Source organism: Sphingomonas sp. C3-2 (assembly GCF_033025475.1).
In the GTDB taxonomy this organism is placed as follows: Bacteria; Pseudomonadota; Alphaproteobacteria; order Sphingomonadales; family Sphingomonadaceae; genus Sphingobium_A.
Map to the genome: position 1 here is coordinate 537,783 of NZ_CP130322.1, position 24,417 is coordinate 562,199.

Annotated in this window: 28 protein-coding genes and 1 tRNA gene; 10 read left to right on the forward strand and 19 right to left on the reverse strand. The window is 62.5% G+C overall.

What is annotated here, in order from left to right:
• The first annotated feature begins 4 nt into the window (after positions 1-4).
• Both QYC26_RS02525 and QYC26_RS02530 read left to right on the forward strand, forming a co-directional pair.
• Positions 5-910 (forward strand): NAD(P)-dependent oxidoreductase, encoded by a 906-nt coding sequence (locus QYC26_RS02525; RefSeq protein ID WP_317514982.1) that lies wholly within the window; start codon positions 5-7, stop codon positions 908-910.
• A gap of 112 nt (positions 911-1,022) precedes the next feature.
• Positions 1,023-1,904, forward strand: coding sequence for an AraC family transcriptional regulator (locus tag QYC26_RS02530; RefSeq protein ID WP_317513831.1), 882 nt, complete (start codon positions 1,023-1,025; stop codon positions 1,902-1,904).
• A gap of 54 nt (positions 1,905-1,958) precedes the next feature.
• Here the strand turns inward: QYC26_RS02530 and QYC26_RS02535 are convergent, their stop codons facing one another.
• The 3 genes from QYC26_RS02535 to QYC26_RS02545 form a co-directional block, all read right to left on the reverse strand.
• Positions 1,959-2,723 carry an SDR family NAD(P)-dependent oxidoreductase gene (locus QYC26_RS02535; RefSeq protein ID WP_317513832.1) on the reverse strand — a complete coding sequence of 255 codons (765 nt, stop codon included), beginning with the start codon at positions 2,721-2,723 and terminating at the stop codon, positions 1,959-1,961.
• A complete protein-coding gene (locus tag QYC26_RS02540) occupies positions 2,720-3,454 on the reverse strand; it encodes a hypothetical protein (protein WP_317513833.1) in 735 nt (244 codons plus the stop codon). The genes QYC26_RS02535 and QYC26_RS02540 overlap by 4 nt, the downstream gene beginning before the upstream one ends.
• A 160-nt stretch (positions 3,455-3,614) precedes the next feature.
• Positions 3,615-4,277 carry a TetR/AcrR family transcriptional regulator gene (locus tag QYC26_RS02545; protein WP_317513834.1) on the reverse strand — a complete coding sequence of 221 codons (663 nt, stop codon included), beginning with the start codon at positions 4,275-4,277 and terminating at the stop codon, positions 3,615-3,617.
• 250 nt (positions 4,278-4,527) lie between these two features.
• On the opposite strand from QYC26_RS02545, the gene QYC26_RS02550 reads away from it, so the two are divergent.
• The 3 genes from QYC26_RS02550 (at position 4,528) to QYC26_RS02560 (ending at position 8,220) form a co-directional block, all read left to right on the forward strand.
• Positions 4,528-4,968 carry a nuclear transport factor 2 family protein gene (locus QYC26_RS02550; protein WP_317513835.1) on the forward strand — a complete coding sequence of 147 codons (441 nt, stop codon included), beginning with the start codon at positions 4,528-4,530 and terminating at the stop codon, positions 4,966-4,968.
• Between the two features lie 57 nt (positions 4,969-5,025).
• The gene (locus QYC26_RS02555; protein WP_317513836.1) at positions 5,026-7,632 is read left to right on the forward strand and encodes a TonB-dependent receptor; all 2,607 of its coding nucleotides are present in this window, start codon (positions 5,026-5,028) and stop codon (positions 7,630-7,632) included.
• A 78-nt stretch (positions 7,633-7,710) separates the two neighbouring features.
• Positions 7,711-8,220, forward strand: coding sequence for a nuclear transport factor 2 family protein (locus QYC26_RS02560; protein WP_317513837.1), 510 nt, complete (start codon positions 7,711-7,713; stop codon positions 8,218-8,220).
• A 205-nt stretch (positions 8,221-8,425) separates the two neighbouring features.
• Here the strand turns inward: QYC26_RS02560 and QYC26_RS02565 are convergent.
• From QYC26_RS02565 to QYC26_RS02585, 5 genes are all read right to left on the reverse strand, one after another.
• Positions 8,426-8,502: transfer RNA gene (locus QYC26_RS02565), tRNA-Arg, on the reverse strand.
• Positions 8,503-8,582: 80 nt separating this feature from the next.
• Positions 8,583-9,032 (reverse strand): DUF1178 family protein, encoded by a 450-nt coding sequence (locus QYC26_RS02570; protein WP_317513838.1) that lies wholly within the window; start codon positions 9,030-9,032, stop codon positions 8,583-8,585.
• Positions 9,029-9,859, reverse strand: a complete 831-nt coding sequence (locus QYC26_RS02575; RefSeq protein WP_317513839.1) for a carbon-nitrogen hydrolase family protein — start codon at positions 9,857-9,859, stop codon at positions 9,029-9,031. Before QYC26_RS02575 ends, QYC26_RS02570 begins: the two co-directional genes overlap by 4 nt.
• A gap of 11 nt (positions 9,860-9,870) precedes the next feature.
• The gene (gene grxC, locus QYC26_RS02580; RefSeq protein WP_317513840.1) at positions 9,871-10,128 is read right to left on the reverse strand and encodes a glutaredoxin 3; all 258 of its coding nucleotides are present in this window, start codon (positions 10,126-10,128) and stop codon (positions 9,871-9,873) included.
• An 8-nt stretch (positions 10,129-10,136) separates the two neighbouring features.
• A complete protein-coding gene (locus QYC26_RS02585; protein ID WP_317513841.1) occupies positions 10,137-10,961 on the reverse strand; it encodes a ComF family protein in 825 nt (274 codons plus the stop codon).
• A 1-nt stretch (position 10,962) separates the two neighbouring features.
• Between QYC26_RS02585 and QYC26_RS02590 the strand changes: the two genes are divergently transcribed.
• A complete protein-coding gene (locus tag QYC26_RS02590; RefSeq protein ID WP_317513842.1) occupies positions 10,963-11,826 on the forward strand; it encodes a class I SAM-dependent methyltransferase in 864 nt (287 codons plus the stop codon).
• Here QYC26_RS02590 and QYC26_RS02595 read toward each other — a convergent pair.
• Positions 11,823-12,221 (reverse strand): (deoxy)nucleoside triphosphate pyrophosphohydrolase, encoded by a 399-nt coding sequence (locus QYC26_RS02595; RefSeq protein ID WP_317513843.1) that lies wholly within the window; start codon positions 12,219-12,221, stop codon positions 11,823-11,825. The two genes, QYC26_RS02590 and QYC26_RS02595, sit on opposite strands and share 4 nt — an antisense overlap.
• 82 nt (positions 12,222-12,303) lie before the next feature.
• On the opposite strand from QYC26_RS02595, the gene QYC26_RS02600 reads away from it, so the two are divergent.
• Positions 12,304-12,492 carry a Flp family type IVb pilin gene (locus tag QYC26_RS02600; RefSeq protein ID WP_317513844.1) on the forward strand — a complete coding sequence of 63 codons (189 nt, stop codon included), beginning with the start codon at positions 12,304-12,306 and terminating at the stop codon, positions 12,490-12,492.
• A gap of 106 nt (positions 12,493-12,598) precedes the next feature.
• Positions 12,599-12,775: a Flp family type IVb pilin gene (locus tag QYC26_RS02605; protein WP_317513845.1), complete on the forward strand. Its 177-nt coding sequence runs from the start codon at positions 12,599-12,601 to the stop codon at positions 12,773-12,775.
• Positions 12,776-12,818: 43 nt separating this feature from the next.
• Here the strand turns inward: QYC26_RS02605 and QYC26_RS02610 are convergent, their stop codons facing one another.
• From QYC26_RS02610 to QYC26_RS02630, 5 genes are all read right to left on the reverse strand, one after another.
• Positions 12,819-14,288, reverse strand: coding sequence for a M48 family metalloprotease (locus QYC26_RS02610; RefSeq protein WP_411197619.1), 1,470 nt, complete (start codon positions 14,286-14,288; stop codon positions 12,819-12,821).
• A gap of 71 nt (positions 14,289-14,359) precedes the next feature.
• Positions 14,360-15,307, reverse strand: coding sequence for an acetyl-CoA carboxylase carboxyltransferase subunit alpha (locus QYC26_RS02615; RefSeq protein ID WP_317513846.1), 948 nt, complete (start codon positions 15,305-15,307; stop codon positions 14,360-14,362).
• Positions 15,308-15,319: 12 nt separating this feature from the next.
• Positions 15,320-16,249 carry a tyrosine recombinase gene (locus tag QYC26_RS02620; protein WP_317513847.1) on the reverse strand — a complete coding sequence of 310 codons (930 nt, stop codon included), beginning with the start codon at positions 16,247-16,249 and terminating at the stop codon, positions 15,320-15,322.
• Positions 16,246-18,057, reverse strand: a complete 1,812-nt coding sequence (locus tag QYC26_RS02625) for a hypothetical protein (RefSeq protein WP_317513848.1) — start codon at positions 18,055-18,057, stop codon at positions 16,246-16,248. Before QYC26_RS02625 ends, QYC26_RS02620 begins: the two co-directional genes overlap by 4 nt.
• The gene (locus QYC26_RS02630; protein WP_317513849.1) at positions 18,038-18,175 is read right to left on the reverse strand and encodes a hypothetical protein; all 138 of its coding nucleotides are present in this window, start codon (positions 18,173-18,175) and stop codon (positions 18,038-18,040) included. Before QYC26_RS02630 ends, QYC26_RS02625 begins: the two co-directional genes overlap by 20 nt.
• 98 nt (positions 18,176-18,273) lie before the next feature.
• Here QYC26_RS02630 and QYC26_RS02635 point away from each other — a divergent pair, with 98 nt between their 5' ends.
• Positions 18,274-18,828, forward strand: coding sequence for a shikimate kinase (locus QYC26_RS02635; RefSeq protein ID WP_317513850.1), 555 nt, complete (start codon positions 18,274-18,276; stop codon positions 18,826-18,828).
• The gene (aroB, locus tag QYC26_RS02640; protein WP_317513851.1) at positions 18,825-19,922 is read left to right on the forward strand and encodes a 3-dehydroquinate synthase; all 1,098 of its coding nucleotides are present in this window, start codon (positions 18,825-18,827) and stop codon (positions 19,920-19,922) included. Before QYC26_RS02635 ends, aroB begins: the two co-directional genes overlap by 4 nt.
• Before the next feature lie 3 nt (positions 19,923-19,925).
• On the opposite strand, the gene QYC26_RS02645 is transcribed toward aroB, so the two are convergent.
• Genes QYC26_RS02645 through radA form a run of 5 tightly spaced genes read right to left on the reverse strand, consistent with a single transcriptional unit; the run spans position 19,926 to position 24,395 of the window.
• Entirely contained in the window at positions 19,926-20,255 is a 330-nt protein-coding gene (locus QYC26_RS02645; protein ID WP_317513852.1) for a DUF423 domain-containing protein, read from the reverse strand.
• The gene (locus tag QYC26_RS02650) at positions 20,255-22,027 is read right to left on the reverse strand and encodes a cation:proton antiporter (RefSeq protein ID WP_317513853.1); all 1,773 of its coding nucleotides are present in this window, start codon (positions 22,025-22,027) and stop codon (positions 20,255-20,257) included. Before QYC26_RS02650 ends, QYC26_RS02645 begins: the two co-directional genes overlap by 1 nt.
• Positions 22,027-22,458: an iron-sulfur cluster assembly scaffold protein gene (locus QYC26_RS02655; RefSeq protein ID WP_317513854.1), complete on the reverse strand. Its 432-nt coding sequence runs from the start codon at positions 22,456-22,458 to the stop codon at positions 22,027-22,029. The genes QYC26_RS02650 and QYC26_RS02655 overlap by 1 nt, the downstream gene beginning before the upstream one ends.
• Positions 22,455-23,012 carry a CvpA family protein gene (locus QYC26_RS02660; protein ID WP_317513855.1) on the reverse strand — a complete coding sequence of 186 codons (558 nt, stop codon included), beginning with the start codon at positions 23,010-23,012 and terminating at the stop codon, positions 22,455-22,457. The genes QYC26_RS02655 and QYC26_RS02660 overlap by 4 nt, the downstream gene beginning before the upstream one ends.
• Before the next feature lie 9 nt (positions 23,013-23,021).
• The gene (radA, locus tag QYC26_RS02665) at positions 23,022-24,395 is read right to left on the reverse strand and encodes a DNA repair protein RadA (protein WP_317513856.1); all 1,374 of its coding nucleotides are present in this window, start codon (positions 24,393-24,395) and stop codon (positions 23,022-23,024) included.
• Positions 24,396-24,417 lie beyond the last annotated feature (22 nt).

Consider the following 24,417-nt stretch of genomic DNA (forward strand, 5'->3'; position numbering starts at 1 on the left):
GCGACTGCTCGAGCAAGGTCGCGATGTTCATGTCATCTTGCGCCCCTGCAATACCGGTTGGCGGCTGAACGGGCTGTGCCGGCCGCCAACGCTCCACCATCTGGACATTGCCGATGCCGCTGCACTGGAACAGTGCCTGCGCAGCGTTGCGCCCGCGCAGATCATTCATCTTGCGACCAACACGGCGGGGAGCGCGCGGCACGGCGCCAGCGGGCGTGCTGACGCCGATGGGCAGGACGTTGCCCTGCTCGCCGCGTTGCTCGGCATAGCGGCCGCGCTGCCCGCCCCGCCGCGCACGTTCATCCGCAGCGGATCGATCGCCGAATATGGCCCGGTCGTCGATCCCGCCGGCGAGGATATGCCGCCGCACCCGACGACCGCCTATGGCTGTGTGATGCTGGAATGCACCCGCTATGCCCAGCGGATTGCCCCGAGGCTGCCGTTCACCGTCCGCACGGCCCGCCTTGGCCATACTTACGGGCTGCTCCAGCCGACCAGTTTTCTGATTCCAGCCCTTATCAACGCCTGCCTCATGGGCGATCCCTTCCATGTCAGCCGCCCCGACGACACGCGCGACCTGACCCATATTGACGACATCGTCTCGGGCCTGTGCGCGCTGCTCGATGCGCCTGATGACACGCCCGACATACTCAACCTGTCCCGGGGCGAAGGCGTCTCGATGCGCATGGTTGCGGGGATTATTGCAGATGCCACGGGATGCCCTGCCGGTCTTCTTTCCTTTGGCCCAAGACATGATCCATCACTGCAATGCGCAAGCCCAAGCCTGGCGACAATGCATCTCGGCTGGACGCCCCGGATCGACGCCGTGTACGGTCTGGCCGCATTGGTGAGGCAGACGATTACCACAACCATGCCGTCCCGCGCCCCCTGCGCCACCCTTGCCAGTTGAGCCCGAGGCAGCCGCGCCTCATCCGGTTCTCCCCCCATTCGACCGGATCGCAACCTCCGCCTGCACTGAAATCCGGTTGCGGAGTTGGCGGATGGTGAAGTAGCGACGGCCAATGACTATGCCGCTACCGGCACTCCCCGGCATTCTGGAAGCGCGTGATGACGATCGCGTCGTAAAAGCGCGCCTTGAAGTTCCAGGGATGGTCGTTGAGCTTTGTGATTTTCCGCCGCTGCGGAGCGAAGACCGCGTCACCTGCGAAAGCGAAACGATTCTGAGCTTGGGTCTGTCGCCGCTGCTGCCAATATGTTCGGGGCGTTACGCCTCCGGGACATATAGTCGATTTGCCCGTCTCGGCGCGCTTATCCTGCGTCCAATGGGTATGCCGCTGGAATTTCGCCACGCAGGGGGTGAGTTCACAAGTGTTCGCTGCCGTTTTGCATCTACCGACAGATTAAAACAGCCCGGCGAAAGCTGGTCGGACGCCGAACTTGAGGCATGCCTTCATATCGCCGAGCCGCGGGTTGAGTATGCCATGATCCGCCTGGCCGAGGAATGTAAGCAACCTGACGCAAACAGCGCCGCGATCGTGGCCAGTCTCGGCGAACTCATTCTGGCTGATCTCGCGCGCTATTTTCAGGCCGTACGGACCCGCGCGACAAGCCGGAAGGGCGGTTTGCCGGCCAGCCATTTACGACGAATTTCCGAACATATAGAAAACAGCACGGCACCGCCCAGCATCTCGGATCTGGCGGCGTTATGTGGATTGAGCACCAGCCACCTGATGCGCGCCTTTCGGCAGAGCACCGGCAAAAGCGTGGCCAAATATGCCGAGCATATCCGCATGTCCAAGGCCAAGACCCTGCTTTCCGAAAGCGATCTTCCGATCAGCGAAATCGCCACGAGACTGGGCTTCTCCACCCCGGCTGCATTTTCCCACAGTTTTCGGCGCGTCACGGGGCATACACCGCGCGATTATCGTAGTTCGATTGGATAGCGCCGGTGGCGCGCCATCAACGCCCTTGGCGGGTATGACGGCGCGCCAGTTGCGTCAGCGGCACATGACGCCACCGTCCACGAACATCGTATCACCCGAAATATAGGCGCCTTCGGCCGACGACAGAAAGGCAACGGCGCGGGCAATCTCGATCGGTTGTCCCATATGACCGATGGGGATACCGGCCTCGACAGCCGCGCGTGCTTCCGGGCCATCAATATATCGCCCGAGCTGCGGTGTTTCGATAAAGCCGGGGCAGATTGCGTTCACGCGTATTCCGTGAGGCGCATATTCCTTCGCCGCAGACTTGGTCAGGCCCAATACGCCGTGCTTCGCCGCCGTATAATGGGGAAGCCCCGGTGCCGCCATCACCCCCGCGCCCGAACAGTTGTTCACGATCGAACCCCCACCGCATTTCAGCATGGCGATGATTTCATGCTTCATGCTGAGGAAGATGGAACTGAGATTTGTGCGGATAACCTGATCCCAGTCGGACAATGACTGTTCGTGGAAAGGCGCAACGGCTCCGGTCATTCCGGCATTGTTGAAGGCGATGTCGAGGCGGCCGAAATGATCGACGGTCTGCTCCACCATCGCGGCGATGGCTTCTGGTTCTTCCACATCGGCCTGAATGAAAATGGCGGTGCCACCGGCCGCCAATATCCGTTCAACGGTCTCGCGCCCGCGTTCCGCGGTGCGCGCAACGACGGCAACGCGTGCCCCCCGCTCGGCCAGATACTCGGCGGTGGCCTGCCCTATGCCGCTGCTTGCGCCGGTGACAAGGGCGACCTTGCCGCTCAGGTCCATGGGTGTGCTCATCCTTGGATATCCTGCAGCGCATCTGCATCCTTCCACCCGCCGGGACGGTAGGCGCTGGTGATCATCACAGAGACGTTGGGAAGATCGAGGAAGCGCGCGACATTCGCCATTTCTCGCGCATAATTGGCCTTGTAGACCTCCTCGGATCCATTCGCCTTCCAGAAGACAAGCGGATCAGTCATCGCCTCGATCGGATAGCATTCCTCGACAATCCCGTCCCACGCCGGCGCCCCTGGGGTCAGCACACGGGTTATGATATTCTGGCAATAATAGAATGTATCCTGCGTTTCCACGCCAACCCGGGTCTGATCCCGCATCCAGATTTCCATGTAACCCTCGCGGGTTATGCCCGGTAGCTTGAACAGGAATGCCAGTTGCGAAAAACCGCGTACGCGGCCGTCCGCATCCGGCGTCTCGGTGTTGGGCAACACGGTCGATTCTGCCACGGCATAGCCTGCGATGCGCGGAGCAATGCTGTTCAATATGGCTTCCACCGGCGCCCGTTCATGAGCAGCGTTCAACCAGAAGGCGACCATCGCAGTTGGGGCCGGCTGTACCGGCTCGGCCCTGAGCGGCGCGCCGGCGGCAACCGCCTCATCGACGATGTTGATCTGGAGCCGGTCGACCGGGAGCGAAAGCAACCTGTCCCGAACGTTTCCGAGCAACATCGCATTGAACTGTTCGATGGGCTGGGAGTCCGGTTTCCAGAGTACGTAGATTATCTTTTCCAAAGCGCTTCTCCATCCTCTCCATACGCGTGCAAATCAGCCAACGCATACGCAGCGCGCGTCTTTCTGGGACAGATTTTCCTAGGCAAGCAGGCGCACGGCGTCACCGCCATTGATGGTCGCAAACTTGCGCGCACGGATCATAAATATCGCCAGACGATCATCAATTTGGAGCATGCCCCTGCTCGGGGACGCAAGCACCTCTTTGAAGAAAACCATTGAGCAGCGTTCGGACAATGCGTGAGGCCTCGGCGGCGGCCGATATCTCCGCTCTAAAGCCCGGTCGAATCGACGCCATCATGACGACGGCGCTCGTGAGTTCGAGCAAAGTCATAGCCACTTCTTCAGGGCTGCTCGTCAGCATGGTCCGATCGGGATGCTGAGCAATATAGGTTACAAGACGCTGCTTCGTCTGGGTTTCCATGGTGACATGGAAGGCTTCGAAGATTTCCTCAAGCTTGATCGCTTCGCTCAGGAAGAGGCGGAAGATGCCGAGATAGAGAGGGTCGGTCGCCGCCGCGATGATGTTCGTCAGGATATCGACCAGCCCGATTTCCATCGGCTGGGGGGCGACATTGTCGGTTATCCTGGCAAGGTGATTGTCGAGGACATGCTGGATCACCGCCTTAAGCAGCTTCGCCTTGCTGCCATACCGGGCATAAATCGTCGGCTTGCCCACATTGGCAGCCTCGGCGATCCGGTCGATCGAGGTCCCCGCATAGCCATCGCGCGCAAAAATCGCGGCGGCCGTGTCAAGGATCCGCAAGCTCATGAGCTTGGCGTCCTCGCGTTTCGGCCTTCCGCCGCGTCCCATCGATTTCGTCAACTTCAGTTTCCCACGTTCGTCCGCTTGCCTCGTCTGTCTAGCCGATACGGCTTCCCATGCAATTCACATGCACAGGTCAACATCCACCTTCACGCGCTTTACAGAACTTAACGGTTAAGTTAATATGATTCGCAGAACAAAATACAGGCCAAGGGGAGAAGGTCAGTATGCAGGATGCGGTCATTCGCAATTTCACCACCGCGTCGGTTGATCGACCGGGCGCATGAGCATGTCCGCTGACCAGTCCAGGATGACCATATCCTTCCTGATTCAGGATCGGCTTTTCGAATTTGGCCGCGCCGTCGACAGCAAGCAGTTTCACAGGCTCGACGCGGTCTTCGATCAGGATGCTGTCGGAATCTATAATGGTGCGAACAGCCATGAGACGGCCGCCCAGTTGATTGCGGCGATGCATCACAATCTGGGCGTCAATTCGCACTGCGGCGTCAGCCAGCACAACATCCTCAATGTTCAGGTCGTGCCGGACGGTGACGTCGCGGCCGAGAGCCGGGCCTATTTCTACGCGATCCATGCCGGAGTGGGCGCCTATGACGGGCAGCTGTGGAAAACCTGGGGCGAGTATAACGACTTCTGGGTACTGACGGCGGCCGGCTGGCGTATTCGCGAGCGCCGCTACACGACATTCTTCAGTGAGGGCCCGGCCGAAATTGTGACCGCAAAACCAACCTGACAACAAGCACATTATCGGGGCCGTCGGAGAACGGTCGTCGATTTCAAGGAGGGGAAGATGCAGACCATGACGATCGCGCCCAATGGCGCGAGCGAACGCTCGACTATTGTTCCGAGGTTGCGGCTCGGTCGACCGAAGCGCAAAGGCGCATCAGCTATTAGACTGAGCCTCCTTGCGGGAATAGCCGCCATGGCTCCGACCGCGCCGTCCTTTGCGCAGGAGGGACCTGCGGCGTCGTCGAGCGAACCCGGTATCAGCGATATCGTCGTCACCGCCCAGCGGCGTGAGGAGCGCAATCAGAGCGTCCCCATCGCGATCACGGCCTTCTCCCAGGAAAAGCTGACACAGAACAACATCACCGGCGCACAGGATCTGAGCGGTCTTGTCCCGTCGCTCGTCGTCGGCGCGAACGGCTCGGGCTCGCGCGACACCCAGTCGCCGACGTTGCGTGGTCAGGGCGCGACATTTCAGGGGGCATCGGCGGTCGTCATCTATATGAACGAAGTGCCTCTGCCCGCTGCAGTGACGCTCAATCAGCAGGGTGGTCCCGGCAACTTCATCGATCTTGAAAATCTTCAGGTTCTGGCGGGGCCACAGGGCACCTTGTTCGGTCGGAACACGACTGGTGGCGCCATGCTGCTCGTCCCCCGCAAGCCGACTGATCAGCTTGAGGGATATGTTGAGGGCAGCATCGGCAATTACGATTTGCGCGGACTCGAGGGCATGGTGAACGTGCCCATTGTCGAGGACAAATTACTGGTCCGGGCCGTTGGCGCGTATAACGACCGCGCAGGCTTTACCCGGGACGTCGTCTGGAACAAGCGCCGCGACGATGTGCATTGGTATACCGGGCGCATCGGCATCATGATGAAGCCGGTCGAGCGCTTCTCGAATTACCTGATGATGTACGGCACACGGTCCAGCACCAATGGCACGGGCTTCATCAATACCGGCATCAATATTGCCGGCATGTCTGCATTCGGCCTGTGTCAGGAAGGGCCCTCCATTCCTGCTATGGTCTCTTCGTGCGACGTCTACAGGAAGCAAGCGGAACTGGCCAATGAGCTTGGTCCCCGCAAGACTCGGCTTGGCGTGGACGAATTCCAATATGTTCGAACCTGGGGGTTGACGAACACCACCAGTTACGAGCTGACCGACGAACTGACTCTGCGCAATATCGTAAGCTATCAGCGCTTCAAGGGGAGCTACAGCTACGACAGTGACGGTACCCCACTACAACAAAACGATCAGAACCCTACGCGCTATCCAGATTTTCCGGTGTCCGGCCTCTCCGAATTCGGGCTACCCTTGGCTGGCTTCAATAATTTGCCCGGCAACACAGCCCCCCGCGACAATCTTCGTGCGCTAACCGAGGAGTTGCAGCTTCAGGGCGCTATGCTCGACGACCACCTGAACTTTACGGTCGGTGGTTTCTACTATGATCAGAAGCCGGTCGGCCCGATGAATGGACCGCAGATCGTGTTCTGCCCAGCAGCCTTTACCGGCTTTCCCATCCCAGGCACGGCCGCGTGCAGTGCGCAGCAGGTTCAGGTCGGGATATCGACCCGTTCGAAGGCCCTTTACGGTCAGGCCACGCTTGATTTCGGCGTCGCCGCGCCTGAACTCGATGGTCTGCGGTTGACAGCGGGATACCGTTACACATGGGACACGGTGAAGGGCTTTGCCCGCTTGTACACGCCGGTAGAAGGCACGGGGAACGTCGTCTGCGGTAGCGACGCTCAGATGGTCCCGGTCGGCGAGGAAGCCCGCTGCGGCTTCAGCGCAACGCTCAAGAGCAGGGCACCGACATGGACGTTCGGCATCGATTATCAGGCAAACCGCAACCTCCTCCTATATGCAAAGGTGAGCCGTGGCTTCAAAGCGGGTGGCTTCAACACCTACTCGGTGCGTCCATCGACGCGGACGTATGAACCGGAAAAGGTGACATCCTACGAAACCGGGTTCAAATCCGATTGGCGCCTTGGGGCGATCCCTTTGCGTTTTAACGGAACCTATTATTACTCGGATTATAATAATATCCAGCGAGTGACCGGAGATTTCAATCCGGAGACGAATGCTGGTGGCGCGCAGTTTTTGGGTGCGTCAGCGCGAATTCAGGGAGTCGAGGCCGAAGTTACCGTTCGTCCCATCCCCGAACTCGAACTTGGCGGCAACCTCAGCTACACGGACGCCGACTATCGGAATTTCACCTACACGCCGCTTTCCCCCACGCTGGCCTGCAATGGCCTGGTGCCAGCCGGCGGCACGGCGGATGCCAGTTGCAATCCCTTCCAGTATGTCACCCCGTGGATCTACAATCTGAATGCGGCGCTGACGCTACCCGTTCCAGATTCCGTGGGTGAGATCAGCCTGACGGCGAACTATTCGCACCGTTCGGATCAGAACACCGAGGCGCTGTTGCCACCTTCACAGCAGCCCGGCTCGATCCTCACGGGCTATGGCCTGCTCAACCTTTCGCTCAATTGGCAGGACGTTGGCCAGAAGGGTGTCGATCTGACCTTCTTCGTGACCAACGCGACCAACAAGCTCTACCGGATCAGCAATACCAATCTCTACCAGTCCCTGCTGACGGCCGCATCGGTCTACGGGGAACCGCGCATGTACGGGCTCAAGCTCCGCTACCGCTTTGGGGAAGGCCGATAAACAAATTCGGGCGAACGGGGTGACGTCCTCGCCCCCCGCCCCTCCATTCAAATCATTGGTCAGTTCAGAGGAAAAACAATGAACAGTGAGCAAATCGCCTCGATCGAAGCCCGACTAGCGGAAGTCGAAGCCCGGCTGGAGATCATGGATCTCGAGGCCGAATATGCCCGGTCGTGGGACGCCGCCGATCCCGAGGGGTGGGCAGAAGTCTTCACCAGTGACGGCGTCTTTGAAATGAGCCCTGTCGGGATCCAACCCAATCGCCTTCAACGCGGACACATCGAACTGGCAGCATTCTGCCGCGAAACATCGACCCATTATCGCGGGCTCCACTACATGCACCTGCCGCGGCTCAGCATCAACGGTGATGTGGCCTATGCCCGGCTCCATTTTGAATGGATCGGCCTGTACAACCCCCGGGAAAATTACCGCGGTCGACGCGACGCCGCCGGATATTACGACGTCACCTACCGAAAGGAGAACGGCCGCTGGCGCATGGCGCACCGGCTTGAGAAGCAAATCACCGGGCAAATCGCGGACGGTTACGACATCTACCTGTCTGAGAGTTTTCCCTCCACGACAGCCTGAAGCCCTCCGGCACAGGATGGCGGAACAAGTGCTGCCACGCACGCGATGAAAGCGTGGCAGCACGAAACCTTTTCACCCGACATGGATGATCGCTCTGCCCTTCTCGCAGCGCGCAGCGATACTGACGGCACGGGGTTTAGGACTACTACGACCCGAGCGCGGGGTCGAAAGCGTCCCCTCGAGCGGACGGAATTCGCTATATTAGTGGTGCGCCCGACAGGATTCGAACCTGTGGCCCCCAGATTAGGAATCTGATGCTCTATCCTGCTGAGCTACGGGCGCATTTCGCAGTGCCTGTGGAGGCGACAGGATTTTCCTAATCTTGACCGGGAAGGCGGTCAACGTGCGAAGTCGCGTGTGACCTAGTTTCTTGCCTCGGGCGGGACAACGGGCAAGGGCAAGGCGGCGATCTCGACGCCTTCCTCGATCAGTTCGCGGGCCTGCTCGGGCGTGGCCTGTCCGTGGATCGACTTGCGCTCGATTTCGCCCAGATGCATCGCCTTGGCGCGGTCGGCAAAGTCGCCGCCCACCCAATCCGAATCCTTGAGCATTTCGGCCTGCGCCTGCGCGAGCGCGGCGTACACGGCCTTTAGCTTCTCGTCGTTTCCGCCTTCGCGTGCAGGCGCGACCTCCGACCTGCGGTTGCCTTTTGCCGCGACATTCGGCGCCATCACTGCCTTTTCAACCTTATTGTCCCCGCACAAGGGGCACGAAATAAGACCGCGCTCGCGCTGGCTTTCATAATCGGAGGAGGATCCGAACCAAGCCTCGAACACATGGCCGTCCCCGCATCGAAGATCGAAAACGATCATTTCGCGCGCTCCGGTGCCGGTATCTCACGCCGATGTGCAAGAACCGGAATCCGCGCACGCACATCGGCGATGCGCGCCAGATCGATCTCGGCAAAGCCAATGCCCGGCGCATCGCCCATGTCGAGCAGCACTTCACCCCACGGATCGATCACGAGCGAATGACCATAGGTTTCACGGCCATCTTCATGGATGCCCGTCTGCGCAGCGGCGACGACGAAACAGCCGGTTTCGATCGCGCGCGCGCGGAGCAGCGTATGCCAGTGCGCCCGCCCCGTCGGCACGGTGAAGGCGGCGGGCAAGGCGAGTATTTCGGCGCCGGCGGCCGACAGCGCCTGAAACAGCGCCGGAAAGCGGAGATCGTAGCAAATGGCGAGGCCCAGCACGCCTGCGGGCGTATCGATCAGCGTCGTGCCGTCCCCAGGCGCGTAAGCAGCCGACTCCCGCCAGCTTTCGCCTGTCGGCAGATCGACATCGAAGAGATGCATCTTGTCGTAGCTGGCGCGGACCATACCCCGATCGTCGATCACGAAGCCACGGTTGACGAGGCGTCCGTCGGCACGCTCGCCCGAAAGCGCGAGCGAACCGATATGGATCCATAGCCCCTGTTCGGCCGCAGCCGCCCGCGCTGCGCGCAGCACCGGATCATGCGCGGCATCACGCAGGCGCCCGCGCGAACGCTCCCTGTCGCGATCCAGAAGCCCGGTCATTTCCGGGGTGAACAGCATCCGCGCACCGCCGGCACGCGCCTCACGCGCAGCCGCGCTCAAAGTGGCGGCATTGGCCGCGGGATCGATCCCGCTCGTCATCTGCAACAGGGCAATACGCATGGTTTTTCCGATCAGGCCGCGAGCAGCGGATCGAGTCTGCCGTCGGCCTCAAGCGCATAAAGATCATCACAACCGCCAATGTGCCGGCCATCGATAAATATCTGCGGAACGGTGGTGCGGCCATGCGCGCGGCTGATCATCTCTTCCCGCTTCGGCCCGCCGTTGGAAATCTCGAACTCTTCGAAGGACGCGCCCTTCGCATCGAGCAACGCCTTGGCACGCGCGCAATAACCGCAGGTAAACTTGGTATAGATCTCGATCTTCGGCATGCGTTCCATCATCCTTTCCCTGCGAGGTGTGGTTCCGCGCCGCCATTGTCAACATCGGACTGCAGCACGCGCGCCCAGCACAGGAGGATAACCCTTTTCGCCCCTGCCCTTTTGAGCGCCCGCGCGCAGGCATTGGCGGTAGCACCGCTGGTGTAGACATCGTCGATCAACCAGATCGTTCGCCCGGTAATATTGGCGCGCGCGTCAGCCGCAACACGAAAGGCGCCCCGCACCGCCTTGGCCCGCGCCTTCGCCCCAAGGTTACGCAGAGATGGTGTGGCGCGCGTTCTTTTCAGCAATGCTGGCGCCAACGATACCCCCGTCTGTCGGGAGACAAGCCGTGCGATCAGCATCGACTGGTTATACCCCCGCGACCACAGCCGCCATCGGTGGAGCGGAACCGGAACGAGCAGACCCGATGGCCCATCCGCTTCCTCGGCAACGACAAAACGCCCAAGCTGACCGGCGATGATATGCGCCATGCCCGGACGCCTGCCATATTTGAGCTTGAGCACGACACGCCGCGCCATCTCGCCGTAAACCACCGCCGCGCGTACACCATCATGATCGGGCGGCGACGCGAGGCATGGGCCACAGTGTATTCCCGCCATTGCCGTTGGCGGCAATGGCACCCCGCAGGCCGCACAGCCCCCGCCCCCCAGAAATTCCATCTGCTGCCAGCAGGAGATGCAGAAGCGGTGATCGCCGTCGACCACCGTGCCGCAGCCCGGGCAGCGCGGGGGCAGCGCAAAATCGCAAATCGAACGCAGGAAGGAAGCTGCCGACCGCATCCGCCCCTTGTCCAACGCACGGCGCTGTTGCACAAGCGCCATCGTGTCAGCCCCCGAACTCTTTGATCGACGCCTGCGGCGGCTTCGCCGCGACCGCGCAACCGCAACATTCGCGGAATATGATTTTCTGCGCACGCACATGGTGGAGGAAATTCTCGATCGCCTCGACAGCGTGAAACGGGAATTTTCCTGGGCGCTTGATCTTGGATCGGCAGACGGATCGCTGGCAAACGCGCTGCGCGCGCGGGGCATGAAGGTTGTGCAGGCAGATCCCGGCTATGCTTCGGCGCAGCGCCTGGGCGGCATCCAGTGCGACGAAGACCGCCTTCCCTTTGCCGATGAGAGCTTCGATCTGATCGTTCAGGCCGGCGGGCTGGAAAGCATCAATGACGTGCCCGGTGCGCTGACGCTGGCCCGGCGTGCGCTGCGGCCTGATGGTTTGTTCCTCGGCACCTTTGCCGGTGCCGGTAGCCTCAGCGCACTAAAGGCTGCGGCGCTGGCCGCCGACATGGCGCTCGGCGACACGCTGCGTGCGCGGATCCACCCGCAGATCGACGTTCGCTCAGCGGGGGACCTGTTGTCGCGCGCGGGCTTCGCGCTTCCGGTTGCGGACAGCGCGGCGCTGACAGTCCGCTACGGCAGTCTGTTCGGCCTTCTGCGCGATTTGCGCGGCATGGCAGCCACCAATTTGCTGACGGCGGACCGTGCGCCGCTCAGCCGCCAATGGCTTTCCGCAGCAGCGGAAAATTTCGCAGCGCGCGCCGAGGCCGATGGCAAGACGAGCGAGACGTTCGAAATCATCTGCCTGACGGGATGGGCGCCCAGCCCCGATCAACCCAAGCCTGCACGCCGGGGCAGCGCCACCAAATCGCTCGCACAGGCGCTGAAAACCTCCGAAAAGGGTTAGATCAGGGCTTCCAGCAAGCCGATCAGGGGCTTGTCGGCGGGGGGCATCTCAAGCCCGTGCAACTGTACCGGACGAACCCATTTCAACCCGTCCGCATCCAAAGCCGCGGGCGTCCCTTTCCACTTGCGGCAGATATAGAGCAACAGCACAAGGTGTTTGCTACCGAGCGGCTCACTCGCGAACCCCGCTGGCGCCAGGCACGCGGTGTGCGTTTCAATGCCCAGTTCTTCGTGGAGTTCACGAACCAGTGCGGCCTCCGGCGTTTCGCCGGCCTCCACCTTGCCGCCTGGAAATTCCCACAACCCCGCCATGCTGCGATCCGCGCTGCGCTGCTGGACAAGCACCCGGCCATCGGCATCTACCAGCGCCGCCGCAGTCACAAACAGCATGTCCATCGCAATCTATTCCCGTCTTCTAGCAAATTATTAATTCAATTATGCCTAACCCTGTTTTAGGGAAAAACGCGTGGGGCAGGCAATGATGATCGGATCGAAGACGGCATTTTCCAATTTTCGGCGCGATCAACGTGCTGCAACCGCAATAGAATATGGCCTGATCGCGGCGCTGATTGCCATCGCCGCGGTTGGCGGTATGAACAGCTTTGGCGGGGGACTGAGGGGGATGTGGGGGTATATCTCGAACGAGGTTCTGACCGCTACCTCCTAAGCGGGGATTTTGTTTACCAAATTAAAACCCTCCCGCCATTATCATCACACATGTCGATGGGGGGCGACCCGGTCGACGGGACGCTGGACTATCAAGGAGACCGGATATGAAGTTCCTCAAGAAGTTTCTTCGCGACAACAAGGCCGCAACGGCCATCGAATATGGTCTGATCGCTGCCCTGATCGCGGTGGCTGGCGTAGGTGCATTCACCGCTCTGGGCGAACAGATCAACACCACGATGACGAACGCCAAGGACGCGATGGCTGGCAATTCCGCTGGTTAACATCTAACCGGGCGGCGGTTTCCCGCCGCCCGTTTTCATTTGATCAATACGTCACAATCTTCACACGCTGCCCCGCCTGCAGCCGCGCATTCGACTGAAGCGCATTGAGCGTCAGAAAACGCTCCTGCTGATAATCGGCATAGGCCATGCGCCGCGAGAGCGTCTGCACCGTATCGCCTGCCTTCACCGTCACCACCTGAACGCGGCGCGGCTTGATTGCGGCGACATCAGCGGCCGTCAGCTTCCGAACGCTTTGATACAGCGAATTGAACAGCCCGCTATTGTTCACCGGTGTGATCGCCACGAAGTGATAGGCCGTTTGCGGCCCGAACTGATAGGCGAAAACCGTGACGCCGACCACGCCCTGCTGGGTATTGGCGCGGGCCGACGCATAGGCCGCATCGATACCGTTCACGCTTGTGCGTTGAATTTCACCATAATCGACCCGCCCCTGCCCGCTGCCAAGCGCGCTGAACACGGAATCGATATAGGCGGGCAACCCGCCTGAAGGAATCGCGCCGCCCGCAAATTGCGCCTGCCCGCCCGACCCGTTGATCGTGACCGCCTGGGTTCCGTTGGCCATGGCAAAACCCTGCGGCACGGTGAAGCTGAGCTTCAGATCGGGATGGCGGAAGGTGCGGCCATCGACAATCCCCTGCTTGGGATCGTCCTCGTACAGCACGCCGTTCAATGCATTCATGAACGCATCGCGGTTGCGGACACCGCCTGCCACGCCCGTTTTGCGCGCCTGCGTAAGCGCGCGCGAGACGCGGCTTCCCGGATCGGGATGCGTGCTCGCCCATTCGGGGGCCGAACGCGCTTCGCCTCCGCGAACACGAGCTTCGAGCGCGGTCTGCGCCGCCAGCGATGCAAGCATCGACGACGAGGCTGCCGGGTCATATCCCGCCTTGGCGAGATAGCGGATGCCAAGATCATCGGCTTCATATTCCTGGGTGCGCGAAAAACGCAGGGTCAGTAGCTGACTGCCCGTGCCGATCCCCTGCTGCAGCATCTGCCCAAGGCCCGAATTGCCGGCCACCGCGCCCACCAGAACCTGCCCGAGAACGCCGAGGATCGAGTTTCGCGTGGCCGCCTTTTGCCGCTTCTGGGAATGCTGGGCGGCCACATGGCCAACCTCGTGTCCCAGCACTGATGCCAGTTCGGCCTCGTCATTCATCAGCGCCAGCAACTGGCGCGTGACATAGACATAGCCGCCGGGGATGGCGAAGGCGTTGTTCACCGGCGAATTGAGCAGCGTGATCGTGAAATCGCTCTGGCTGTTCGATAGCCCGGACTGAACGGCGATCTTGCGCCCAACCTGCGTCACATAGGCGGCCTGGCTGCCCGAATAAGGCCCGCCAAATTCCTGCAACAACTCAGGATGCGCCTTGGCGCCGACCTGCTTGTCCTTCGCCGAGATCGACTGGGCCTGCTGCGCCACTGAGGGGACGGCAATTGCGCCCCCTGCGACAGCCAATCCCGCGATTCCAGACAAAAGCCACTTCTTCGCCACGCACAATCCCCTTGCCAACAATAGCTGTCAAAACGGGCGAAAGATCGGAACGGTTCCGAAATCGGGGAGGCTTAAAGCCCCCCGATCGAAAGGAATTTCTGGCGACGATCCTTGCGGAGCGCATCCGGGCTCAGCGCACTGAGCGAATCGATCTCCTCGCCAATCGCGGTTCCGAGCGCCTTGATCGCCGCAGCGGGATCGCGGTGCGCGCCGCCCATCGGTTCGGCAACGATACGGTCTGCCACGCCCAAGGTTTTCAGATGCTGCGCGGTAATCCGCATCGCATCGGCCGCGTCGCTTGCCTTGTCGGCGGTACGCCACAAAATCGATGCGCAGCCTTCGGGCGAAATCACGGCATACACCGCATGTTCGAACATCAGCACGCGGTTGGCGGCAGCCAGCGCAACCGCCCCGCCCGAGCCGCCCTCGCCCACAATCGCGGCGACCATCGGAACGCCGAGTTCAAGGCACTTCTCGGTCGACCGCGCAATCGCTTCGGCCTGACCCCGCTCCTCGGCCTGAACGCCCGGAAAGGCGCCCGAGGTATCAACGAGCGTGACAACGGGAATACGGAAACGATCGGCCAGTTCCATCAGGCGGATCGCCTTGCGATAGCCCTCCGGCTTGCCCATACCGAAATTGTGACGGATGCGGCTGGCGGTATCATCGCCCTTTTCATGGCCGATAACCATGACGCGGCGGCCGCCCAGCATGCCAAGCCCGCCCATGATCGCCTTGTCGTCCGCAAAGGCGCGGTCGCCGGCCAGCGGCATGAAATCGTCGAGCAGCCCGGCAATATAATGCTTGAAATGCGGGCGCTCCGGATGGCGCGCAACCTGCGTCTTCTGCCAGGGCGTCAGCTTGGCATAGGTATCGCGCAGCATCTTGTCTGCCTTGGCTTCAAGGCGTGCGACATCCGCCTGAATATCGACGGCACCCGTTTCTGCGGTCTTCCGCAGATCGGCAATGCGCGATTCAAGTTCGGCGATCGGTTTTTCAAAGTCGAGAAAGCTAACCATCGGTGACGGGGGTTAAGCGCGCAAAGGGCCGCCGTCAACGCGTGCCTGCATTGCGCCGAGCGGATGATTGCGATTGACGAGTTCGACAAGCCGCCTGCTGTCGACATGCGTATATATTTGGGTGGTGCCGATATCGGCATGACCAAGCATCGCCTGAAGCGCGCGCAGATCCGCGCCGCCCTCAAGCAGATGCGTGGCAAAGGCGTGGCGCAGCACGTGCGGACTGATTCTTTCAGGTGGAATTCCGGCCCGCGCGCCAAGCTCACGAATAAGCTGGTACAATCGGATTCGGCTGAGGTGCGACTTGCCCGACGGAAAGAGCCACAGCGAATCATCGGACACATGATCGAGCCACGCAGAGACAGCATGGCGGGCACGATCCGAGATCGGCACCAGCCTTTCCTTCCCACCCTTGCCCTTCAGGATCAGGAACGGCCGATCCCCCACCAGCGCGTTGCGCGGCAGTGATACGAGCTCGCTGGCGCGCAGCCCCGAACCGTAAAGCAGTTCGATGAGCGCCGCGAGCCGCACGTCGAGCGGCCGGGGATGTTCGATACCCAGCGCCGCCTCGATCTCGCCGAACAAACGCGACACGTCCTCGTGGCCCAAGATGCGCGGCAAGGGGCGACGCGTGGCCGGGCGCGGAAGCGCTGGCGACGGATCATCCGCGCGAAACCCTTCGTCCAGCAGAAAGCCGTAAAACCGCCGGAGCGCCGCCGCCTTGCGTGCCACTGTCGACGAGGCAAGCGCCGCCCAGCTTTCGGACAAGATCGTCAGCATCGCCTGATCTGCCTCGACAAGGCGGCCGTCAAGAACGCCGGATGCCCCGCGCAGATCGGTGCGATAGGCAGCGAGCGTATTGCTTGCCGCCCCGGCTTCCGCCGCAAGCATCTCGAGAAAGCGGTCGATCAGCGCCGAATCCGATCCGGCAGGCGCGCTCACAAGCGGGTCAGCGCCTCTGCCGCGATCATCCGTGCCTCCGCCTCAAGCCCCACCTGCCGCAATGCGGAGACGATATGGTAGAGATGCGCCGCCGGCACATGCTGCCATTCGCGCGTCTGCATGCCGACAGCCGCCAGCAGCGCGACCGTGCCCTGCTGGCCATTCGCGGCAGCCCGGCCAAGCAGATTGCTCCACTTGCTGGTCCGCGCGATATCGGTGTTCAGATCGGCCGCGATGCCCTGCGCGTCTTGAAGGCTGATGCGCCCCAGACCGGCGAGCGCCGCGATAAACAACGCGCCCTTATGCGGATCGACGCTGCCCGCATAATCGCCCGCGCGCCCCGCATTGACGGCCACGCGGGGTCGCTGCGAACCGACCGCGAGCAACGCCCAACCATCGTCCGAATCCCCAACGACACGCGACCAAAGGTCCGCGCGGTTGTCGAGCCCGGCGGCATACATCGACGCCAGCAGCAACGGCGTGTCATCCGCCAGATCGGCGGACGCCGGAACGCGGCCCGCCGCTCGGGCGGTCAGGATCAGGCCGGCAAAACGCGCCTGCGCGTCTTCGCCATTGCCCCAAAGATCGCGCATCGCCGCCATACGATCATCGATATCGGCCGCTGCATAGGCATCACGCAGCTTGATCATCGGCGTGCCCGCGATTTCGGACGGATCGGTCCGATCGAGCAGGCCGCCATAGAGATCGACCAGCGCCGCGCTGGAAAGCACGCCCAGCACCGCCGCATCGCGCCCGGCGCCCAGCAATTCGCTGTCAGGCAGGAAAGGCGCGCGAATGCGCCAGCCCTGCACCTGCGGGCCCACCGTCTTGAACAGGCGCTCGGGGATAGGCACGTTCACCGCCGCGGCCAAGCCGTAGCGCCAGCTATTGAGCGTGTTGACCTTATCCCACTCGATCGTCACCGAGCGGCGGCCATTGGCCCCTGCCCCGACGACCTTTTCGGCCAGCAAAAGATCGATCGTCCGGCGCCCGCGCAGCCGTGTGTTGCGCGCCTGTTCGATGGCGGCGGTGGCCGTACCGGGTTCGCCCGACAGCGCCGCACACATCGCGCGTGCGAGCATCCAGCCGGTATCGCGGCTGACGGCGGAGGCCGGTTCGACAAGCGGGCAGAGCCCTGCCGGATCACCCAGCGCCAACTGGGTCTGCATCGCGACCGCGAACAGCCACGGCGAATATTGGTTCGCATCGACACTTTGGATGAGCAACCGGGCGGAATCCGCCTCACCCATGCGCAAAAGCAGCCATGCGCGTTCGGCAACCCAATCGGGCGCACTTACGCCCGAGGGCGTCGGCACATTGGAAAGCAGCGCCCGGCGCAGCAGGATCGATTCCCAGCGCGACGGCAGCGGCGCGTTCAGCCGCCGCATCAGATGAACGAGCGCGCGCCCATCGGTTCCGGCAAAGGCGTCGTCGCCCAGCCCGCCCGTGCTGCGATAAAGCGGCCCAACCGCGCCCAGCGGGCGCACAGGTTCGGGCGGAAGAAGCGATGCGAACGCATCTTCGGGCAGTGCCTCCCCATCAGCACCAGGTTCAGCGGCGGGAAGCGTTTCAGCGGGGTTCGCGGCATTGGACGGCGGTGCAACAGGCGCGGCCGGTGCAGTCGGAGAAGCCCCGCGATCGGGCGTGGAAGGCGCCTGCTGTGGCGGCGGCGCGCTTGCCGGATCGCCGAAGCCGGGCGGCAACAACGATTCGGGCGCTTCCTGCCCCAGGGCGGGAAGGCCGACCAGAATGCCGGCGCCGGCAAATGCCAGCGCGAATGCCGATGCCTTATTGCGCCAGAGTTTCATTCGCGACCGGCTTTTCCACCCGGGTTTGCGGCTTTTCGCTGGCAAGCGTGGACAGGAAATACAGCCCGCCGCCAATGACGACGAGGAGAATGACAAGGTTCCGGATCAGACGCGACATGAATTTCCTATGCGTTGCGGGGGCAATCACGGCAAGTGTGAAGCGATATGTCACGGCCTTTTGCCCCATGGCAACGGTGTGTGTATAGCCCCCGGTCAATGCAGACCGAACACGTCATCATCACGCCGCCGCTCGACCGCCCCATCGTGCTTGTGGGGCTGATGGGCGTTGGCAAATCGACCGTGGGCAAGCGGCTGGCCGTGCGCCTCGACATCCCCTTCGTCGATGCCGATCATGAGATCGAGGAAGCCGCCGGGCTGGCGATCCCCGAGATATTCGACCGTTACGGCGAATCCTATTTCCGTGACGGCGAACGCCGCGTGATCGCCCGGCTGGTCGACGGCCAACCCAAGGTGATCGCAACGGGCGGCGGCGCCTTCATGCAGGATGAAACCCGCCAGTTGATCCTCGAAAAGTCGCTGGCGATCTGGCTGGATGCCGACATCTCCGTTCTGGCCCACCGTGTGGGCAAGCGCGACAATCGCCCGCTGCTGCGCGGAAAGGATCCTGCCACGGTGCTTACCGAACTGGCCGCGATCCGGAACCCGGTCTACGCGCAGGCCCCGATCCATATCCGCAGCCAGCCCGCACCGCACGACATTACCGTCGACAAGATTCTGAACGCCCTGCAGGGAAGAAAAACAGACCAATGACCATCGTTCCCGTCGCGCTGGATGCGCGCAGCTATGACGTCCGAATCGAAAATGGTGCGCTGGACCGGGCCGGTGAACTGCTATCCCCGTGGATCCGCCGCAACCGCGCGGTCATCATCACCGATGCGCACGTGGCCGAACATCAGTTGCCCCGCCTTCAGGCCACGCTGGCCGGTATCGAACAGCATGTCATCACGCTGCCCGCCGGCGAGGCGACGAAATGCTGGGCGCAGCTTGAAGCGCTGACCGACCGGCTGCTCGAACTCGAAGTCGAGCGCGGCGACAATATCATCGCGCTGGGCGGCGGCGTGATCGGCGATCTTGTCGGCTTCGCGGCATCGATCCTGAAACGCGGCTGCGGCTTCATCCAGATTCCGACGACGCTGCTCTCGCAGGTCGACAGTTCGGTTGGCGGCAAGACCGCGATCAACAGCCGCGCCGGAAAGAACCTGATCGGCGCCTTTCACCAGCCGCGCTTCGTGCTGATCGATCCCGATGTGCTGGATACGCTGCCGCTGCGCGAACAGCGCGCCGGTTATGCCGAAGTCGTCAAATACGGTCTGATCAACGATGCGGAATTCTTTGGCTGGTGCGAGGAAAACGGCCCAGCATTGCTGGCCGGCGATGCCGCCGCACGCAGCCATGCGATCGAAAAGAGCGTGGCCGCAAAGGCGCGGATCGTGATCGCGGACGAGCGCGAGACCGCCGATCTGCGCGCGCTGTTGAACCTTGGCCATACGTTCGGGCACGCACTGGAAGCCGAAACCGGTTTTTCAGACACATTGCTCCACGGTGAGGGTGTGGCCGCCGGTATGGCGCTCGCATACCGCTTTTCCGCCGCACAGGGGCTATGCCCCGCCGAGGATGCGGAACGCGTGGCGGCACATCTGCGCGCGATGGGGCTGCCCGACGGGCTGAAAGCGGCGGGGATCAGCGCAAGCGGCGAAACGCTGGTCGAGCACATGCTCCACGACAAGAAGATGGCGGCAGGCACCCTGCCCTTCATCCTCGCGCGTGGGATCGGCCAGTCCTATGTCGACAAGCAGGTCTCGCTGGCCGACGTGGCGGCGTTCCTCAACGCGGAACCGCGCTGAGGATCAGTGCCGCAGCGCGGTGAAGGCCAGCCAGAGCCACCCGACAATCAACAGCGTGCCTCCAATCGGCGTGATCGCGCCGAACCAGCGGGGCGCGCCAAGCGCCATCGCATAGAGCGTGAATGCAAAGATCGCGGCCCCCACGAGGAAGGCGATCGCGGGCCCCTTGCTGCCCAGCCGATCGAGCACCGCCAGCGCGGCGACGGCGTGGATAAGTTGATAGCTTGCCCCGGTCTTCAGCCATTCGGCGGCTTCACCCGAAGCGCCGTGCGCGCCAAAGGCCCCCGCCGCCACGGCAATTCCCCCCGACAGGGCGATCAACGCCAGCCACATCAGCCACACTCCCCTCTGTTCATCGGATTGCCCGGCCGGAACATCATTTCCTTGGCCGCATAGAGATCACCCGCCTCCGCCTGCTTCTCCAGCCGTGCCAGATCGCGGCGGCGATATTCGACCTCAATCTCGTCGATGCGGTCGGACGCGATATCGAGTTCGCGGAGCGCCTCGCGCCCGACGGTTACCGCCGATTCGAAGATTTCACGCACGGTCCCGGCAGCGCCCGCCCGGCTGAACTGGATAAGCTGGCGCCGATCAAAGGCGCGCATCAGGAAACGCGCGTCCGGAAAGGCATGGGTGATGCTTTCGAGCTGTTCGCCATTGAAACTGCGGTCATCAATGCAGAAGACGATCAGACGCGCCTTGTCCGCCCCAGCCTTGCGCAAAAGATCGATCCGGCGACCATCGCCATAATAGACCTTGAGCCCGAAGGTGCTCGACAACTGGATCTGGCTGGGCTTGCGATCGATAAGCGTGACGGCGATCCCCTCCGCCATCAGCATCTGCGCGACAGTCTGCCCAAACCGGCCATAGCCGATGACGAGCGCGCGTGCCTGCGATGCGGCTTCGGGGCCATCGAGATCGTCGGTCGCGTCACCCGTCTTTTCAAAGCGGCGCGCGAGCGCGAGCAGGAACGGTGTCGTCGCCATCGACAGCGTGACCACCGCGCTGAACAGGCTGGCGGCCTGCGGCTCGATCAGCAGCGCATCCTGCGCCTGGGTAAAGAGCACGAAACCGAATTCGCCGCCCTGGCTGAGCAACAGACCAAGGCTGAACGCCAGCCGGTTGCCAAAGCCAAAGGCGCGCGCCAGCAGGAAGATGACCAGCGTCTTGGTGATGACGAGCGCGGCTGCCATGCCGATGACATAGACCGGATAGGTGAGCACCGCCTGGACATCGAGCACCATGCCAACCGCGAGGAAGAATAGCCCGAGCAGGATCGAACGGAACGGCTCGACATCGCTTTCAATCTCATGCCGATAGGGTGAATCCGCGAGCATCACCCCGGCCACGAACGCGCCTAGCGCGGCGGACAGATGCAGCATTTCCATGAGCGCGGACGCCGCAAAGACCGTGAACAGCCCGATCACGACGAAAAGCTCGCGTTCGCCGAGATGCCCGACCAGCCGCAAGAGCGGCGTCAGAATGAAGCGACCGGCAAGCACCAGACCGATGATCGCCACCACCGTATAGATGCCAAGCAGCCAGCCCGGCGGTGCGCTGGGATCCGCGGGCGCGCGCGACAGTGCGGCGATGATCGTGATCAGCGGAATGATCGCGAGATCCTGGAACAACAGGATCGAAAAGGCGCGCTCCCCAAAGGCGGTGTTGATCCGCCCGGAGGATTTGAGGCTGGGAAGCACCTGCGCGGTCGACGAAAGCGCAAGCGGCAGCCCGAGCGCGATGGCCGCCCCCCAAGTGAAACTGGACGACAGGTAAACCACGCCCGTGATCGCGATGCCGCAGAGCACGACCTGCGCCATCCCGATCGCGAAAATCTCCTTTCGAAGCCGCCACAGTCGCGCAAGATTGAGTTCGAGCCCGACGATGAAGAGCAGCAGGACGATGCCGATTTCGGCGATATCGAGCTTGGATTCCCCGCCCCCGACAAGACCGAGCACATGCGGCCCAATCACCACGCCCGCGACAAGATAGCCAAGCACCGCGCCCAGCCCCAGCCGCCGGAACAGCATGACGGAGAAGAGCGCCGCGCCCAGCAGCACTACCCCTTCCTTGAGAAGCAGGTCTGCAGGGGCTTCAGCGGTCATCAGTTCTTATCCCTTGCCTTGTGCGCCGCCTCGGCCGCTGCCTCGAAAGCAAGGCGGATGGACGCATGACGCGCGCTGTGCGGTCGCGCGGCCGCAAAAATATCAAGCCCCGGCCAGTCGCCCGGATCGTCCCGCTCGCCCGCCAGATAAGCCGCAAGCGCCGCGCTGGCGGTATCAAGTTCTTCGGCCGTGCGCCCAAGCACATGCGCCCCCATGAGCGCAGCAGAGGCCTGCCCCAGTGCGCACGCCTGTACCTGCTGGCCCAGGCGCGCAACGCGGCCGTCGCCGTCCAGAATGACATCGACGGCTATGCGGCTGCCGCAGACGGGAGAGCGTTTCTCGATGGTCGCATCGGGCTTTTCCAGCCGGTCGAGATGCGGAATGGTGGCCGCGAGGCGAAGGATGGCGCTGTTATAGAGCGGCGCGTTCATCCCGCCTCGGCCGTATCATTGCCAGCCGTCTCGCCGTCAGGATCGACCGCACGGCCGCGTTGTTCCTCGACAAAATCGACCAGCGCACGCCCCGAGGCGTGAAGCAGCGGATAGGTACGCGATTCCCGCATCCAATCGGGGCGCTCGGACGACATGCCGTAGAGCGTATCGTAAACAAGCGCGGCGGCCAAATAGAGCACGGTCGCGATGATCAATCCCTTGAGCATCCCGAAGCCCACGCCGAGTATCCGGTCAAACGGGCCCAGCACCGACTGGCGCGTCTGCTTGCCAAGGCTGCGCGCGAGCAGCCGACAGGCAATGAAGGTGACGCCGAATACCAGCGCAAAACCGAGCACCGAAGCGCCGCTGCCCTCACCCACCCAGTTTTCAGACAAGACGCGCGCGGGTTCGTAGAAGAACTTGACCGCAAGCACCGCGGCCACCCACGCCAGAAGCGACAGGATTTCGGTGGTAAACCCTCGCAGAAAACCAAGGATTCCGGCGCCGCCGACGAGCAGCAGCACGATGACATCAAGGGCAGAGAACGCAGCCATGACGCTGAGCTAGTCGCGGCGGAGCATATGGTCAACGAATTGACGCAGCGTACGGAATTCGGTGCAGCGCAGTGCCGATTTCTCTTTGCCCGTACCCGCCGGAACGACCGCGCGGGTGAACCCCAGCTTGGCCGCCTCCTTGAGCCGCAGATTGCCGTGCGCCACAGGCCGGATCTCACCCGATAGCGAGATTTCTCCAAAGGAGATCGAGTCCGAGGCGACCGGCGTCTCACTGAGCGCCGAAATCAGCGCCGCCGCAACCGCAAGGTCGGCCGCGGGATCAGACACACGGTATCCACCGGCAATGTTCAGATAGACTTCACAGGTCGAGAAGCTGAGCCCGCAGCGCGCCTCGAGTACGGCGAGGATCATCGCAAGCCGACCGCTGTCCCACCCCACCACCGCACGCCGCGGCGTCGCGCCGCTGGCGAGGCGCACGGTGAGCGCCTGAATTTCGACAAGCACGGGCCGCGTGCCTTCAAGCGCGGGAAAGACCGTTGCGCCGGTGACGGTTTCGTCACGGTGCGTGAGGAAGAGCGAGGACGGGTTGGAGATCTCGCTCAACCCCTCCTGCTCCATCGCAAAGACGCCGATTTCATCGGTGCCGCCAAAGCGGTTCTTGATCGCGCGCAGGATGCGGTATTGATGGCTGCGTTCGCCCTCAAAGCTGAGCACGGTATCGACCATATGTTCGAGCACACGGGGCCCCGCAATCGAACCATCCTTGGTGACATGGCCGACCAGCACGAGCGCGGTGCCACGCTCCTTGGCAAACCGGATAAGCTCCTGTGCGGACGCGCGCACCTGGCTGACCGTGCCGGGGGCGCCTTCGATCAGGTCGCTGTGCATGGTCTGGATCGAATCGATCACGAGCAGCGCGGGTGGCTTACCCTGCCCCAGCGTCGTCAGAATATCGCGGACCGAGGTGGCGGCGGCGAGTTGCACCGGCGACTTGCCCAGCCCCAGCCTGCGTGCGCGCAGGCGCACCTGATCGGCGGCTTCCTCGCCCGACACATAGGCGACCGAAAGCCCCTGATCGGCAAGCTTGGCAGTTGCCTGCAGCAGCAGCGTCGATTTCCCGATCCCCGGATCGCCGCCGATGAGCGTGGCCGATCCTTCGACAAAGCCGCCGCCCAGTGCACGGTCCAGTTCCTTGATGCCGGTCGATGCGCGTTCGGGCAGCGCGATATCGCTGTCGAGCCCGGTCAGTTCGAACGCGCGCCCGCCCGCCTGCAGGTTATGCTTTGCGGAAAAGGGGGTTACGACCGCACCGGCATCTTCGACCAGCGTGTTCCATTCGGCGCAATCGACGCATTGCCCCTGCCATTTCGAGGCTACCGCCCCGCAGGCCTGACACACAAATCGTTTCTGAACCTTCGCCATGCGCGAACGATTAGCATTGCTT

Excerpts from the sequence above, each read along its gene's own strand:
- QYC26_RS02530 (WP_317513831.1), top strand. The coding sequence starts at position 1,023 with ATGACTATGCCGCTACCGGCACTCCCCGGCATTCTGGAAGCGCGTGAT.
- QYC26_RS02535 (WP_317513832.1), bottom strand. The coding sequence starts at position 2,723 with ATGAGCACACCCATGGACCTGAGCGGCAAGGTCGCCCTTGTCACCGGC.
- QYC26_RS02550 (WP_317513835.1), top strand. The coding sequence starts at position 4,528 with ATGACCATATCCTTCCTGATTCAGGATCGGCTTTTCGAATTTGGCCGC.
- QYC26_RS02555 (WP_317513836.1), top strand. The coding sequence starts at position 5,026 with ATGCAGACCATGACGATCGCGCCCAATGGCGCGAGCGAACGCTCGACT.
- QYC26_RS02560 (WP_317513837.1), top strand. The coding sequence starts at position 7,711 with ATGAACAGTGAGCAAATCGCCTCGATCGAAGCCCGACTAGCGGAAGTC.
- QYC26_RS02570 (WP_317513838.1), bottom strand. The coding sequence starts at position 9,032 with ATGATCGTTTTCGATCTTCGATGCGGGGACGGCCATGTGTTCGAGGCT.
- QYC26_RS02575 (WP_317513839.1), bottom strand. The coding sequence starts at position 9,859 with ATGCGTATTGCCCTGTTGCAGATGACGAGCGGGATCGATCCCGCGGCC.
- grxC (WP_317513840.1), bottom strand. The coding sequence starts at position 10,128 with ATGCCGAAGATCGAGATCTATACCAAGTTTACCTGCGGTTATTGCGCG.
- QYC26_RS02585 (WP_317513841.1), bottom strand. The coding sequence starts at position 10,961 with ATGGCGCTTGTGCAACAGCGCCGTGCGTTGGACAAGGGGCGGATGCGG.
- QYC26_RS02595 (WP_317513843.1), bottom strand. The coding sequence starts at position 12,221 with ATGGACATGCTGTTTGTGACTGCGGCGGCGCTGGTAGATGCCGATGGC.
- QYC26_RS02600 (WP_317513844.1), top strand. The coding sequence starts at position 12,304 with ATGATGATCGGATCGAAGACGGCATTTTCCAATTTTCGGCGCGATCAA.
- QYC26_RS02605 (WP_317513845.1), top strand. The coding sequence starts at position 12,599 with ATGAAGTTCCTCAAGAAGTTTCTTCGCGACAACAAGGCCGCAACGGCC.
- QYC26_RS02615 (WP_317513846.1), bottom strand. The coding sequence starts at position 15,307 with ATGGTTAGCTTTCTCGACTTTGAAAAACCGATCGCCGAACTTGAATCG.
- QYC26_RS02625 (WP_317513848.1), bottom strand. The coding sequence starts at position 18,057 with ATGAAACTCTGGCGCAATAAGGCATCGGCATTCGCGCTGGCATTTGCC.
- QYC26_RS02630 (WP_317513849.1), bottom strand. The coding sequence starts at position 18,175 with ATGTCGCGTCTGATCCGGAACCTTGTCATTCTCCTCGTCGTCATTGGC.
- QYC26_RS02635 (WP_317513850.1), top strand. The coding sequence starts at position 18,274 with ATGCAGACCGAACACGTCATCATCACGCCGCCGCTCGACCGCCCCATC.
- aroB (WP_317513851.1), top strand. The coding sequence starts at position 18,825 with ATGACCATCGTTCCCGTCGCGCTGGATGCGCGCAGCTATGACGTCCGA.
- QYC26_RS02645 (WP_317513852.1), bottom strand. The coding sequence starts at position 20,255 with ATGTGGCTGGCGTTGATCGCCCTGTCGGGGGGAATTGCCGTGGCGGCG.
- QYC26_RS02650 (WP_317513853.1), bottom strand. The coding sequence starts at position 22,027 with ATGACCGCTGAAGCCCCTGCAGACCTGCTTCTCAAGGAAGGGGTAGTG.
- QYC26_RS02655 (WP_317513854.1), bottom strand. The coding sequence starts at position 22,458 with ATGAACGCGCCGCTCTATAACAGCGCCATCCTTCGCCTCGCGGCCACC.
- QYC26_RS02660 (WP_317513855.1), bottom strand. The coding sequence starts at position 23,012 with ATGGCTGCGTTCTCTGCCCTTGATGTCATCGTGCTGCTGCTCGTCGGC.
- radA (WP_317513856.1), bottom strand. The coding sequence starts at position 24,395 with ATGGCGAAGGTTCAGAAACGATTTGTGTGTCAGGCCTGCGGGGCGGTA.